This is a genomic window from Macrococcus hajekii (genome assembly GCF_004359505.1).
Lineage (GTDB): Bacteria > Bacillota > Bacilli > Staphylococcales > Staphylococcaceae > Macrococcus > Macrococcus hajekii.
In genome coordinates, this window is the sequence record NZ_SCWE01000002.1 from 342434 (window position 1) to 357281 (window position 14848).

A 14848-nucleotide genomic window follows, 5' to 3' on the forward strand; every position below is an offset into this window, starting at 1 on the left:
TTCCTCCTATTACGGTTTAATTCTCGTCTTGATTCGGAATATCAGGTCCAGTATACCGAAGAACTGGGTCACCGGCGCCATTAGAAAGGCTAATACAAAAAGTAATACTTTTACAAAGGATGGCATCCTTTTAACCTTCAGAAAGAAGCTGAGGAGCGATAAACCTTGAATGAACATAATCCATTCTAACACATACTTTAAGTTGACGACTATCCCGAGCAGAACAACATCTTCTGGTGATAGGAACCAACCTGTGATACTTGCTGCAAAATATAAATAAAGGGCTATTTTAGGCATCTGCCATAAATACAGCGGACGAAAATTCGGTGTTGCCACTTTTAATTTACGCAGCAGTGGTAACGTGATGACCAGCGTCAGTAGTATAAGTAAAAATAGATTAAAGATAATCAGTCCTGGTACTTGAAGCTGCATAGCATCCAGCGCTGAGTTAAATAAAGTGACATTTTCACGTGTAATATTCCCGTTTTCAATCTCACTTTTCGCAAGTGTTTCATATACTTCTTTCAGCTCACCGAACCATTTCTTAGTCGTCGGCATCATATCCGTCAGCTGGAGAAAGATAATGGAGAGGAGTACGTACATGCTGAGTAAGGCAGTCATCGTGAATAACATCAATTCACGTGATACGCGACTGGTTAATAAATAGCCAAGTATATAACTCATAATCAGAATAGCTAATATCATCTGAAAGGCTACAATCGTCATAAAAATCATCGAAATAAGGGTCACAATCGCTGCCATCACATAAAATGAAGGGCGGCTTTTCATATAGAGATAAGTACCCGGAATTAGTGAAAAGGGGGCGATGAGTATAATGAGCCCTGGTCCCACATTGATCAGAAAAGCGATAGCAAGCAAAATCAATGTGATAATACTTGTCTTCAGGAAATCAATCTTCAAATTAAAAACTCTCTTTCTCAGTTGAATTTCATACCTTTCTATTTTACAACTATTAGGGCGTTTGCTCAATGTATCTCACTTTATCACAAAAAAGACCGGAACAAATGTCCCGGTCTTGTGTATAAAATATTGATTTAAGCTTCGATTGTAAATTCTGCGCCCACTTCGAAGTCAACATCTTTACCGACCATTACGCCGCCTGTTTCAAGCGCCTGGTTCCAAGTGATGCCATATTTCTCGCGGTTGATTTTACCTTTAACGATAACACCTGTTACTTCGCCATCTGTCATAGGGTTTTTAGATACACCGTTATGCTGCACATCGAATGTTTCTTCGTGTGTCTCGCCTTTAATTGTTAAATCACCTGTAATTGTTGAATCAGTGATAGATTTTGATACGAATGTGATTTCAGGATATTGTTCAGCATCGAAGAAATCAGCTGATTTTAAGTGTCCGTCACGGTCAGCATTTCTTGTATCGATTGAATCTACTTTTACTGAGCCTTTAAGCTGTAATGAAGATGTGTCATTCGCATCTCCCGTTAATTCTCCATCGAATGAAGTAAATTCACCTTTTACTTTTGATACCATTAAATGTTTGATAGAAAATGCTACTGAACTGTGTACTGGATCTAATTTGAAGTTTGTCATTTGAATAACCTCTTTCGTCTTTGTTTTATTTGATATATTTAATATATCAAATATATTTTTTATATTCAAGGATAAAGTCTTTATTTTTTAAATTTATGATTTCTACTCTTTATTTACTCTTTTTAAATGCCATCGTTCACCGAAAAAAATCCCTCTATCAATTGATAGAGGGACCTGAATTATTTAATGACTGTCTGACCGCCCATATAAGGGACTAATGCTTCAGGTACTGTAATCGTACCATCTTCGTTCTGGTAGTTCTCAACAACTGCTGCAAATGTACGGCCAACAGCGAGACCAGAACCGTTTAATGTATGTGCATATTCTGTTTTGCCACCTTTTTCTCGTTTGAAGCGGATATTAGAACGGCGTGCCTGGAAGTCAGTCATATTAGAACAAGAACTGATTTCTTTATAGGCATCATAGCTTGGTAACCACACTTCAATATCATAAGTTTTAGCAGCGCCAAAACCGATATCACCTGAACATAATGCAATCGTACGGTATGGGATTTTCAGCAACTGCAGAACTTTCTCACCGTGTGATGTCATTTCTTCAAGTGCTGCATAAGAATTCTCAGGTAGTTCAAAGCGTACCATTTCTACTTTGTTGAACTGATGCATACGAATCAGACCACGTGTATCGCGACCTGCTGAACCTGCCTCAGAACGGAAACACGCTGTCAGTGCTGTAAATTTAACAGGGAACTGATCTAAGTTCATAATTTCATTACGATAATAGTTTGTCAGCGGTACTTCAGAAGTCGGAATGGTATAAAGACCTTCTTTTTCCACTTTGAATAAATCTTCTTCAAATTTTGGCAGCTGACCTGTACCATACATAGAATCTGCATTAACGAGCTGAGGCGTAACCATTTCCTGATAGCCATGCTCTTTCGTGTGCAGATCAAGCATGAAGTTATAGAGCGCGCGTTCAAGACGTGCACCATCACGCGTTAAGAAAGCAAAACGAGCGCCTGAAACTTTAGCTGCACGTTCAAAATCAGCCATCTTCAAATCTTCAACGATATCCCAGTGTGCTTTCGCTTCGAAATCAAATTGACGAGGTTCGCCCCATTTGCGGACTTCAACGTTCTCGTCTTCATCTTTACCGAATGGTGTTTCATCGCTGACTAAGTTAGGTAAGCTAGATAATTCTGTTTTTAAATCAGCATTGATCTGATTCAGTTCAACATCAATTGTTTTGATGTCATCTCCAACTGTGCGCATAGCTTCAATCGCTTCATCCGCATTTTCCTTGTTACGTTTTTTAAGTGCAATTTCTTCACTTGCTTTATTACGTTTAGCTTTTAATTCTTCAGTCTGCTGCGTCAGTTCACGTGCTTTTTTATCGAGGTCTACAATTTTCTCAACGATTGATGGATCAATTCCACGCATTTCGAGTTTCTTTTTGACAAAATCTGGTTCTGTTCTAAACAATTTGATATCTAACATTGTATTGCCTCCTCATTTTTATTTTTGGGGACAAAAAAATACCACGTCCCTCGAAAGGGACGTGGTATTACGCGTTGCCACCCTAATTAACAGCTAAAGCTGCTCACTCCATTAACATAACGGTCAGACCGATTGTCTGTAATAATTGGATAGATTTCGTTTCCTGTCTTTATCAGTTCACACCTACCACTGACTCTCTTTGAAAGACTTCAGAAAGTACTTATTCCAAGACAATAACTTATTAAGTTGTCTATATAATATCAGAACCCCTATGAGAATGCAAATATATCTGTTAAACTGACTGTATTAAATTTAAGGGAGTTAATCATGCAAACTATCGAGAGCATCACTATACCTAGACGCGACCCTAAGTCTCATAAGGGCGATTACGGCAGAATTCTGTTAATCGGTGGTAATCAGAATATGGGCGGTTCTATTATGTTATCGTCACGTGCCTGTGTATACAGTGGCGGTGGGCTGACAACAGTCTGTACCCATCAGTCTAATCATACCGCTCTTCATTCACGCTGTCCTGAGGCGATGGTCAGTGATCTGGCTGACATTAAACGCCTGACTAAACTTGTCACAGAAGCAGACTGTATTCTCGTAGGTCCTGGGCTTGGGCTTGATATTAAAGGCAATAACACACTGACCTTTATCTTCCAGCACATTCAACCTCATCAGACCATTATCATTGACGGAGATGCCATCACTATCCTCAGTAAACTACGTCATCCACTACCGGAGTGTGAAGTGATTTTTACACCGCATCAGATGGAATGGGAACGGCTGAGTAGTATCCCAATTGACGAACAGACACCGGAAAAAAATAGAGCCGCAGCCGAGCGACTAGGTGCACATATCATCCTAAAAAAACATCATACAGAGCTTTATCTTAAATCCGGTAACTTTAAAATCGAAAAAGGTAATCCTGCAATGGCATCCGGTGGTATGGGAGATACACTCGCAGGTATGCTGGCAGGGTTAATCGGTCAGTTTGAAATCGAGGATGCCATTAAATATGCTGTCTATATCCATAGTAAAATTGGTGATCAGCTGTCTGAAAAGATGTACGTGACACCGCCATCAAAAATTATTGATGAAATCCCTTATATGATGAAACGACTAGAAGCAAATAAATAACAGACAGAAGCCGTATGCTTGAATCAAGCATACGGCTTCTTTATAAATATTATTCTTCATCATCTTTCAGTTCATCCAGTGTTTCAACATCATCACTGTCACTAAAGATATCTTCTTCGATTTCTTCAGCTGTCTCTTCTGCTTCACCGACCAGAAGACCTTCTTCTCGTTCAATTTCTTCATCCATTTTTTTCTGCACAACAGATGTTAAATCCTCTTCTTGAGGCGCTACTACCTCTTCTTCATCTGACTTTTCAACTTTAGCGACTGTCGCCACGTGCTGATCATCAGATAATCTGATTAATTTAACCCCTTGTGTACTTCGGCCCGTATGTGAAATTGAATTAACATCGAGACGAATAATGACACCTTTATCTGTCACAATCATCAGATCTTCTTCACCCGTTACAGTTGCCATATAGACGAGTGTACCATTTCTTTCTGTCAGGGCAGCGGTCTTAATACCCATACCGCCCCGATTAGAAATGCGATAATCCTGTACAGTTGTTCGTTTACCGAAGCCTTTTTCAGTTACGATGAGGATCTCTTCCTCACTGTCAGGTCTGACTACATCAAGACCGATAACCTCGTCACCTTCTCTGAGTGCAATACCTTTAACACCGGCTGCTGTACGGCCAAGAGGTCTAAGAGTATTCTCTTCAAAACGGATGAGCGACGCATTTTTAGTGCCGATGATTAATTGATTGTCACCTTCAGATAAACGTACGCCCACCAGTTCATCATCCTCACGGAAGTGAATGGCGATTTTCCCATTTTTATTGATGCGTGAGAAGTTAGAAAGGCTTGAACGTTTCACTAGTCCTTTTTTCGTCGCGAAAATAATAAATGCATCTTCACGGTCTAAGTTCTTAACAGCAATCATCTGACTGATTGTCTCGTCCTTATCGAGTTCCAGGGCATTCACAATCGGAATACCTTTAGATTGACGGGACAACTCAGGGATTTCGTAGCCTTTTAATTTATAGACACGGCCTTTGTTCGTAAAGAACAGCACATGGTCATGCGTAGATGTCGTCACAATCTGGCTGACAAAATCATCCTCGATTGTATTCATGCCCTTTATACCACGACCCCCGCGGTTCTGTGCACGATATGTTGAAGCTGATAGACGTTTCACATAGTTATTGTGGCTCAGCGTGATCACAATCTGATCTTCTGGAATCAGATCTTCATCTTCCAGCTGGTCAAAACCGCCAACTGTAATTTCAGTCCGACGTCCATCACCAAATTTTTCTTTTATTTCAGTGAGTTCCTCACGGATAATCTCTAAAATACGTCCTTCATCTGATAAAATAGCTTTTAACTCTGCTATATAGGCCATTAATTCCTGATATTCTGTTTCGATCTTATCTCGTTCAAGACCTGTCAGACGACGAAGACGCATATCGAGGATAGCCTGAGCCTGGCGTTCAGATAAACTGAACTGAGACTGCAGCTCTTCAATCGCGACACGATCATTATTTGATGCACGAATCAGTTCAATGATTTTATCGATATTATCCAGAGCAATACGTAGTCCTTCGAGTAAGTGAGCACGGTCTGCTGCTTTTTTAAGGTTGTATGCCGTACGGCGACGGATAACGACCTTCTGATGCTCAAGATAATGATAAAGCATCTGTTTTAAATTCAGCAGTTCAGGCTTTTTATTGACAATAGCAAGCATGTTCATGCCGAACGTTGTCTGCAGAGGGGTCTGCTTGTAAAGGTTATTCAGAATGACATTGGCATTCGCATCACGACGAATATCGATGACAATTCTTACGCCTTCTTTTAAGCTCGTCTCATCTCTTAAATCAGTGATGCCATCCACCTTTTTATCACGCGCGAGCTCAGCAATCTTTTCAACGAGCTTCGCTTTATTAACTTGATAAGGGATTTCTGTGATGACAATTGTTTCCTTACCATTTTTACGCGTTTCAATCAGCGTCTTCGCACGCATGATGACAGAACCTCGTCCCGTCTCATAGGCACGACGGATACCGCTTCGTCCTAAAATATAACCGGCAGTCGGAAAATCGGGGCCGTGAATGTGTTCCATTAATTCTGGAATCGTGATATCCGGATTCTCACTGAGTGCCAGCACTCCGTCAATCACTTCATTCATGTTATGCGGTGGGATATTCGTTGCCATACCTACAGCGATACCTGATGCGCCGTTTACGAGTAAGTTAGGGAAACGTGCAGGCAGAACAAGCGGTTCACGTTCATTACCATCATAGTTATCTCCGAAATCAATCGTATCTTTATTGATATCACGCATTATTTCCATAGCAAGTTTCGTCATGCGAGCTTCTGTATAACGCATCGCAGCTGCACCATCGCCGTCCATTGAACCGAAGTTACCTTGACCATCGACAAGCGGATAGCGATAGCTGAAATCCTGTGCCATACGTACCATCGCCTCGTAAATAGAGGAGTCACCGTGCGGGTGATATTTACCCATGACATCTCCGACGATACGTGCTGACTTTTTATAAGGTTTATCAGCTGTCATCCCTTGATCATTCATCCCGTATAAAATACGGCGATGAACAGGTTTCATACCATCTCTGACATCAGGCAGAGCGCGCGAAACGATAACGCTCATCGCATAATCGAGGAACGATTCGCGCATTTCCTTGCTGATATTTCTTTCCTGTAATCTTTCGTTATTTTCAGCCATTTCGGCGCCTCCTATATGTCTAATGTCGCGTATTGAGCATTTTCCTCAATAAACTGACGGCGATATTCTACGACATCTCCCATCAGCATTTCGAATGTCTGATCCGCTTCAATAGCATCTGTTAAAGTCACCTGTAACATACTTCTGTTTTCCGGATTCATCGTTGTTTCCCACAACTGATCGGCATTCATTTCACCGAGCCCTTTGTAACGAGCAAGCTGCGGTTTAGGGGTTGCAGGTAACTCTTTTCTCAGTATTTCAAGCTCCCGGTCGTTGTAGACGTAGTAAGTTTTTTTACCTTGTTCAACTTTAAAGAGGGGAGGCTGAGCGATGTAAATATAACCTGCATCAATTAAAGGACGCATAAATCGGTAGAAGAAAGTCAGTAACAGTGTACGAATGTGTGCACCATCGACGTCAGCATCAGTCATGATGACAATTTTGTGGTAACGTGCCTTCGCGATATCAAATTCTCCGCCAATACCTGTACCCATTGCAGTAATCATGGAACGGACTTCATTGTTCCCTAGAATGCGGTCAAGACGTGCTTTTTCTACATTCAGGATTTTACCTCGAAGCGGAAGAATCGCCTGTATTTTAGAATTACGTCCAGATTTAGCTGAACCACCCGCAGAGTCACCTTCGACGATAAATAATTCGCATTCTTCTGGTACTTTACTTGAACAATCCGCCAGTTTACCCGGCAGACTTGCAACGTCCAGTGCAGTTTTACGTCGTGTGACTTCACGCGCCTTCTTCGCTGCAAGGCGTGCACGGGAAGCCATAATCCCTTTATCCACAATGATGCGAGCGACTTGAGGATTCTCATATAAGAAGCGTTCAAAGTGCTCTGCAAACAATGAGTCCGTCAGCTGACGGACTTCAGAATTCCCCAGTTTAGTCTTCGTCTGTCCTTCAAACTGCGGGTCTTCATGCTTGATAGACACGACTGCTACCATACCTTCACGTACATCGTCACCTGTCAGCTTCTCATCATTGTCTTTAATCAGCTTATTCTTTGAGCCGTAGTTATTGATAATACGTGTCAGCGCACGTTTAAAGCCGTCTTCATGCGTGCCACCTTCATAAGTATGAATATTGTTGGCATAAGACAGTAAATTGGTCGCATAACCTGTGTTATATTGAATAGCAATTTCAACTTCTACTACATCTTTTGACGCATGAATATAAATAGGCTCAGGATACAGCACTTCTTTACTGTCATTCAGCATCTCAACGTATGACTTAATCCCACCTTCATAGTAGTATTCATCTGTTCTGACTTCTTCTTCACGCTCGTCTATGATGTCAATTTTGATCCCTTTATTCAGGAAAGCGAGCTCACGGATACGCTTCTGAAGTGTTTCATAATCATATGCGGTCGTCTCCGTAAAGATTTCAGGGTCAGCCTTGAAACGGATAACAGTCCCTGTCTTATCCGTTTCATCAACGACTTTCAGATCAAAGGCAGGTACACCTTTATGATAAGCCTGATGATGAACTTTATGGTCCTGATGAACATACACTTCAAGTGTGCTTGATAAAGCATTCACGACGGATGAACCTACACCGTGCAGACCACCCGATACTTTATAACCACCACCGCCGAATTTACCTCCGGCGTGTAATACTGTCAGGATGACCTCCACTGCAGGTCGTCCCATTTTTTTATGCATATCGACTGGAATTCCGCGTCCATTATCTTCTACCCGAATCCAGTCATCTTTCTCAATTGTGACTATGATATGATCTGCATAGCCTGCAAGCGCCTCGTCAATACTGTTATCAACAATCTCCCATACGAGATGATGTAACCCTCGTGCTGCTGTTGATCCAATATACATACCCGGTCTTTTACGTACCGCTTCTAAACCTTCAAGGACCTGTATCTGATCTGCGCCGTACTGATCTAAATTCTGTTCCACACACGTCACCTACTCTTTATTAGTTATACTACCTTGATCGACAAAGAATAACTTTGCCTCTTTGATTGTTTCATGCTCAATGCCATCAACAGAAGTGGTTGTGACAAATGTCTGCACCTTATGTTGAATGGTTGTCAGAAGATGCGTCTGTCTACTGTCATCCAGTTCACTTAAAACGTCATCTAATAATAAAATCGGATACTCTCCGACCTCTTCATTAATCAATTCTATTTCTGCTAGTTTAAGTGATAGCGCTGTTGTCCGCTGCTGGCCCTGTGAACCATAAGTCTGGACATCGATATCGTTAATACTAAAAGTCAGATCGTCCCGGTGAGGGCCGTAAAGACTCGTCATCCGGTCTATTTCCCGCTCCATCACTGACGACAGCTTAGCATACGTATCCTCCACCATATTGTCACTGATTTCAAGACTTGATTCATAATGGACTGCCAGCGCTTCAGCACCCTTCGTGATACCGTTATGAATCGCAATCGCCTTCTCTTCCAGCTGATTGATAAACTGCTGACGTCTCAGCGTCAACTTTACGGCATAATCCGCAAACTGCTGATTGAGTACTTCCAGCATCGTCCGGTCGCTTGTCGCATTTAGCTTCAGTTGCTTTAAATAGTGATTTTTCTGTTTGAGAATGCGCTGATAGTTGGATAAATCATTTAAATAAACGGCGGATATCTGCCCGATTTCAATATCGATAAAACGACGGCGTACTTGCGGACTCCCTTTCACCAGATTCAAATCTTCCGGTGCAAAAAGAACGACATTCATATGTCCGACATACTGAGTCAATTTACTTTGCTCCAGATGGTTGGCTTTTGCTTTCTTGCCTTTTGAGGAAATCTGGAGGGAAAGGGGCATGACACCGTAACGATATTCAAGTTCACCTTCAATCAATGCAAAATCAGACTGCCACTGAATCAGTTCCTTATCTTGTGTTGCACGGTGGCTCTTAGCAAGTGCGAGGCAATATATCGCTTCAAGCAGATTGGTTTTACCCTGTGCATTCAAACCGATAAGAACGTTCACTTCATCATGAAAGTTAAGCGTGACTTGCTCGTAATTACGGAAATGTGTCAGCTTAAGTTGTTTGAGCTTCATCCTTCTTCTGAATAAGAAATCTTAAACTTGCCTTCACCTTCAATATCAACGATATCATTCTGAGCAAGTTTCTTTCCTCTTCTTGTCTCAAGCGTGCCATTCAAGTAGACCGTGTTCTCTTGTAAAAACCATTTAGCCTGTCCACCAGTACCGATAATCCCTTCGGATTTAAGTAACTGTCCAAGCGTTACTTGACTATCAAACTCTACTTCTTTCATCATGTCACGGTTCCTCCTATCCGTATAAGTCATCATATAATTATACCTTTTTTCAGCAAAAATTGCATGTGTAATCAATTAAAAGAAGCGATGGATCATCCATCGCTTCTTTTTAACGGTTTACTGGGCGTCTGACCATTAACATGCAGACTGTAATCAACAGAAAAGCAGTTCCCGCAAGAAACGGGATCGTAATAAATCCGCCCCAGTTAATATACTGAGTACTGCATGGTACGCCGCTGATACATGCCTTGACAGGAGTAAAGCCAGGTACCTTCTGCTCCATATAGTGATAAATCGAAAAACACAAGCCGATAACCGAGAATATCAGTATTAGATATTTCATTTTGTATTCTTCCTGCAAAGCAGCGAAACCAACTACAAGTACGAGCGGATACATCAGAATACGCTGGTACCAGCACAGTTCACACGGTACAAAATGACGAATCTCTGAGAAGAAGAGACTACCCAGCATCGCAATAATAGCGACAAGCCACGCAGCAAAGAACATCATACTATTACGTGACATTATTTTTTAGCCGCTTCTATCGCTTTTTCAAGCGATTCTATATTCAGCTGGTCATTGACGACTTTGCCGTCTACCACAATCGTAGGTGTCTGTGTCACATTATGTTTTTTATATAACTCGATATCCTTGTTGACTGCTGTATCTTCTTTTGCCGCTGTTACTTGATCAGCATCACTGACACCAACCTTTTCAGCTGCTTTCTTTACAACGTCTTTTGTCAGCCAGTTATTACCTTCTTCATGAGTTGCGGGCTGAGCTTCAAAAAGTGCATTGTGAAATGCCCAGTACTTTGTAGGCTCATTTTTCCATACGTATTCTGCTGCATGAGCGCCGATAAGTGAACCTTCACCGTGGAAAGGTGTATTGATGAAGTACATTTTGACGTCACCTTTATCCACATATTTCTTAATTAGTTCAGGCTGGATCTCCATATCATAATACTTGCAGGCAGGACACATGAAATCGCCAAATTCAACTAATGTAACAGGTGCACTTTCATCCCCTAACATCGGCTGGCCTGTCACATCTATCTCTCCTGTTTCAGTATTCGCTGTCTCTTCGTCTGATGAATTTTTCTGATTAAAAATAACCATTGCCGCTATTGCAGCGATGACAATCAATGCCAAAATCATCGCAAAAATCATATTGCTTTTATTTTTCATAATAATCTCCTCATCACAATTAATATATAGTATAAATTTTATACTATAGCCCATGATTATGAAAGTAGGGAATGATTAAGATTTTGTGACAATCTATTTCATTTTCAGCGCTTGTCTAAAGTTATTTATAAGCCCTTTACCATAGCTGAACACACTGCCTTTATAAATACGTGCAGCAAGTAATAAGGCCAGAATAACAGTCACGATAGAGATTACAATACCGATCATCATCTCAAAATCACTAGTATGCACAGACAATTTTCTCAGCAGCATCACCATAGGCGTGAATAACGGGATATAACTCGTTACTTTTACGAGCATATTGTCAGGCGTTGATAAATTAAAAATCGCGATATAGAAAGCAGCAAGATTAATAAATGTCACAGGCATCACTGCTTGCGCGATATCTTCAACTCGATTGGTCAATGCACCGATAATAGCCGATACACTGACATTCATCATCAGGCCAAGCAGCAGGAAAATCACTGTATAGATGATAATGCTGGTTGTTTCAGGACCTATCGTCACATCAAATGACTTCAGCACATCTCCCAGATCAAGTAGATAAATAGAGGCGACTATCGTTAATCCGACCGCTAGCATCTGAGTGAGAGCAACGGCAAGAATCGCAGAAATCTTCGCCATCAGATGATTAACAGGTGATACACTCGTCACAATCATCTCAATCACTCGGGATGATTTTTCCATCGCTATTTCTGTCGCTATCTGACTCGCATAGTTCAATGAAACCATGAAAATCAGAAAAAGACCGATATACACGATAGCGGTATTAATAAACTTCTGCTGATCATCCAACTGTTTATCCTGACTGCCGATCAGCTGTTCACTAACATCTGCTGGTGCTGTCAGAGAGTTCAGTTCAGCTGGTGATAAGTCAAGCGTCTGTGCGATACGGCTGCTCTGTAAAGTAGATAGAATAGTCTGAACGGGCTTAATGTCTGCGCTGTCTTTTGAATAGACTGTCGCATTCAGGCGCCCTTTATTTTCCTTAATCTCAATCAGCTGTTTATATATCTCGTCCTCTATCCCTTTTTTACCTGCTGCTCGATCAGTTTTCTTGAAGTTCATCTCTTTATCGGTCTGCTGATAGAGTTTAATAAATGCATCCTGCAGCTCAGGAGGTGCTGCTACGGCGATCACATCATCCTCACTATGATCAAAAAAATCTATAATTTTATCTATGTTACTAAGCCCAATAACCGCAAGCATCAGGATTAATGTTGTAATAATAAAGGATTTACTTGTCACTTTTTTGAGATACGTCATTGAAAATGTCGACATAAATTTATTCATGATGGCGTCCTACCTTTGCAAGGAATATATCGTTAAGTGAAGGTTCTGCCACTTCAAATCGTGAAACGTAGCCCAATCTGCTGACGGCCTCAAACACACGCGGTGCTGCTTCCATATCATCGATGGTCAGCTTGACATCCTGCCTGTTCTCTTTATAGGCGATGACATGAGGAATCTCCTGCAGATGACTGAAGTCATGGTCACCACGAATAATAATCTCTTTACGGCCAAAATCCTGTTTGACCTGCTGAATATTACCTTCTACAACAGTCAGCCCTCTATCTAAAATGCATACTCTGTCACACATTTCCTCTACATGCTCCATGCGATGTGAACTGAAGACGATTGTCGCACCGCTGTCATTGATCTCTTTGACCGCTGATTTCAGCAGTTCTACATTCACTGGGTCAAGTCCACTGAAGGGTTCATCCAGGATCAGCAGCTCTGGTTGATGAATGATGGCGCCTATCAGCTGTATTTTCTGCTGATTCCCTTTTGATAATGCTTCAATTTTCTTTTCTTTATTCTCAGTCACTTCAAAACGTTCGAGCCAGTAGTCAATCTCTCTGCTGATATCCCTCTTTTTCATCCCTTTCAGACTAGCTAAGTAGGTGAGCTGTTCACTCACTTTCAGTTTTGGATTAAGACCTCTTTCCTCTGGTAAATAACCGATTCGGTCGGTCACCTGATAGTTGATAGGTTGACCCTTGTAGGAGATAACACCGGTGTCACGCTCAAGTAAACCTAAAATCATTCGAAAAGTCGTTGTTTTACCTGCCCCATTTCCTCCTAAAAACCCAAGCATTTCTCCCGCCGGTACTTCAAACGTCAAATCATCGACAGCTTTAAAATGGCCAAACTTCTTTGTCACATTCTGAATATTTAACATAAAACACCATCCTTTCCATTTAATCTTATCAAAAAAAGACCTATGCCGGATAGCATAGGTCTAAAAACTTAATACGTACGAATTGGAAGAATTAACTGAATGACATTGTCATCGTCCTGAGGCTTCAGGATAAAAGGACGCATCGTTCCGAAAAATTCGATATTCACTTCACTGTTATCGATAGCTTTAAGAGCATCCATCATATATTTAGAGTTAAAGGAAATCTTGAGTTCCTCACCTTCAAATTGAGAAGTTTTAACATCTTCTTTTACCGTACCGATTTCAGGTGATGTAGAAGATAACTCAACCAGCTCACTTGCAGTCGATAATTTGATGACATTATTCCCACCCTCACGCGCGAGTAAAGAAGCACGGTCTATCGCATGGTAGAACTCATTGTTGTCAATAGTCAGTGATGTCTCATAACTTTCCGGGAATAACCTGCTCGTATCCGGATAATTTCCTTCAAGCAGACGAGAAATAAACTGAATATGTCCTACTTTGAATAAAACTTGGCTGGCTGCGAAGAAGACATCAATTGATTCATCTTCATCATTGATAATCTTGTTAAGTTCACTCAGCGCTTTTCCTGGAATAATAATATTGATGTTCTCGATAGTGTTATTTTCAAGCGGCAGTCGACGTAATGCCAGGCGATGTGAATCTGTTGCAGTACAGCTCAGAATGTTGTCTTGAATCAGCCAGTTAACGCCTGTCAGTACAGGTCGTGTTTCTGAGGTGGACACTGCGAAGTTAGTTTGTCGAATCATATTTTTCAGTACTTTAACTGGTAATGTGATGACATTGTCTTCAGATACTTGAGGTAACAATGGATATTGATCTGGATCGAGACCTGAAACATTGAATTCAGATTGACCTGACGTGATTTTCGCTTGAAATTGAGCATTAGTTTCAATAGTGACATCAGATGCAGGTAGCTTCTTAATAATATCAACGAAGAAGCGGCCAGGTAGAACGATTGAGCCTTTTTCCTGAATAGTTGCAATCTGATCACGATTAACTTCAGCTGGAATTGTAATCTCAATCGATACTTCAGAATCAGAACCTGTCAGTAATATACTGTTGTCAGTAGCATCAATTTTAATACCTGTCAGAATCGGTAAGGTTGTACGTGGTGAGATAGCTTTAAGTGTGTCATTCAGTTGATTGATGAAATAATCTCTTTGGATTGTGAATTTCATATAGATACTCCTTATCGTCGTTATATATATTATATTATCTCTTTTAAAATCGTAATAATAGTAATAGGGGGTGTGAATAGGTGGATAAGTGATGTGAAACCTACGCCGACAAGATATCCACCTGTTGATAAAGTGTGGATAAGGT

Annotated in this window: 13 protein-coding genes and 1 other annotated feature; of the genes, 1 reads left to right on the forward strand and 12 read right to left on the reverse strand. The window is 41.0% G+C overall.

Going from position 1 to position 14848, the window contains the following annotated elements:
• Positions 1–9 precede the first annotated feature (9 nt).
• The 3 genes from ERX37_RS07475 to serS form a co-directional block, all read right to left on the reverse strand.
• Complete coding sequence (locus tag ERX37_RS07475) at positions 10–921, reverse strand: DUF2232 domain-containing protein (RefSeq protein ID WP_165982000.1); 912 nt, start codon at positions 919–921, stop codon at positions 10–12.
• Between the two features lie 134 nt (positions 922–1055).
• Positions 1056–1571, reverse strand: a complete 516-nt coding sequence (locus ERX37_RS07480) for a YceI family protein (protein ID WP_133430045.1) — start codon at positions 1569–1571, stop codon at positions 1056–1058.
• A gap of 179 nt (positions 1572–1750) precedes the next feature.
• Positions 1751–3025: a serine--tRNA ligase gene (gene serS / locus ERX37_RS07485; protein WP_133430046.1), complete on the reverse strand. Its 1275-nt coding sequence runs from the start codon at positions 3023–3025 to the stop codon at positions 1751–1753.
• Positions 3026–3077: 52 nt separating this feature from the next.
• Positions 3078–3268, reverse strand: a binding site (T-box leader).
• Between the two features lie 84 nt (positions 3269–3352).
• On the opposite strand from serS, the gene ERX37_RS07490 reads away from it, so the two are divergent.
• Entirely contained in the window at positions 3353–4168 is an 816-nt protein-coding gene (locus tag ERX37_RS07490) for an NAD(P)H-hydrate dehydratase (protein WP_133430047.1), read from the forward strand.
• A gap of 49 nt (positions 4169–4217) precedes the next feature.
• Here ERX37_RS07490 and gyrA read toward each other — a convergent pair whose 3' ends face one another.
• From gyrA to dnaN, 9 genes are all read right to left on the reverse strand, one after another.
• Positions 4218–6851, reverse strand: a complete 2634-nt coding sequence (gene gyrA, locus ERX37_RS07495; protein WP_133430048.1) for a DNA gyrase subunit A — start codon at positions 6849–6851, stop codon at positions 4218–4220.
• An 11-nt stretch (positions 6852–6862) separates the two neighbouring features.
• On the reverse strand, positions 6863–8776 hold the full coding sequence (gyrB, locus tag ERX37_RS07500) for a DNA topoisomerase (ATP-hydrolyzing) subunit B (protein ID WP_208001685.1): 1914 nt from the start codon (positions 8774–8776) through the stop codon (positions 6863–6865).
• A 9-nt stretch (positions 8777–8785) separates the two neighbouring features.
• Positions 8786–9889 carry a DNA replication/repair protein RecF gene (gene recF, locus ERX37_RS07505; protein ID WP_133430050.1) on the reverse strand — a complete coding sequence of 368 codons (1104 nt, stop codon included), beginning with the start codon at positions 9887–9889 and terminating at the stop codon, positions 8786–8788.
• The gene (gene yaaA / locus ERX37_RS07510; protein ID WP_133430051.1) at positions 9886–10110 is read right to left on the reverse strand and encodes a S4 domain-containing protein YaaA; all 225 of its coding nucleotides are present in this window, start codon (positions 10108–10110) and stop codon (positions 9886–9888) included. The genes recF and yaaA overlap by 4 nt, the downstream gene beginning before the upstream one ends.
• Before the next feature lie 109 nt (positions 10111–10219).
• Positions 10220–10636: a disulfide oxidoreductase gene (locus ERX37_RS07515; RefSeq protein WP_229713202.1), complete on the reverse strand. Its 417-nt coding sequence runs from the start codon at positions 10634–10636 to the stop codon at positions 10220–10222.
• Positions 10636–11298, reverse strand: coding sequence for a DsbA family protein (locus ERX37_RS07520; RefSeq protein WP_165982001.1), 663 nt, complete (start codon positions 11296–11298; stop codon positions 10636–10638). Before ERX37_RS07520 ends, ERX37_RS07515 begins: the two co-directional genes overlap by 1 nt.
• Positions 11299–11391: 93 nt before the next feature.
• Positions 11392–12612: an ABC transporter permease gene (locus ERX37_RS07525; protein WP_133430053.1), complete on the reverse strand. Its 1221-nt coding sequence runs from the start codon at positions 12610–12612 to the stop codon at positions 11392–11394.
• Complete coding sequence (locus tag ERX37_RS07530; RefSeq protein WP_133430054.1) at positions 12605–13501, reverse strand: ABC transporter ATP-binding protein; 897 nt, start codon at positions 13499–13501, stop codon at positions 12605–12607. The genes ERX37_RS07525 and ERX37_RS07530 overlap by 8 nt, the downstream gene beginning before the upstream one ends.
• 68 nt (positions 13502–13569) lie before the next feature.
• Complete coding sequence (gene dnaN / locus ERX37_RS07535; protein WP_133430055.1) at positions 13570–14703, reverse strand: DNA polymerase III subunit beta; 1134 nt, start codon at positions 14701–14703, stop codon at positions 13570–13572.
• Positions 14704–14848 lie beyond the last annotated feature (145 nt).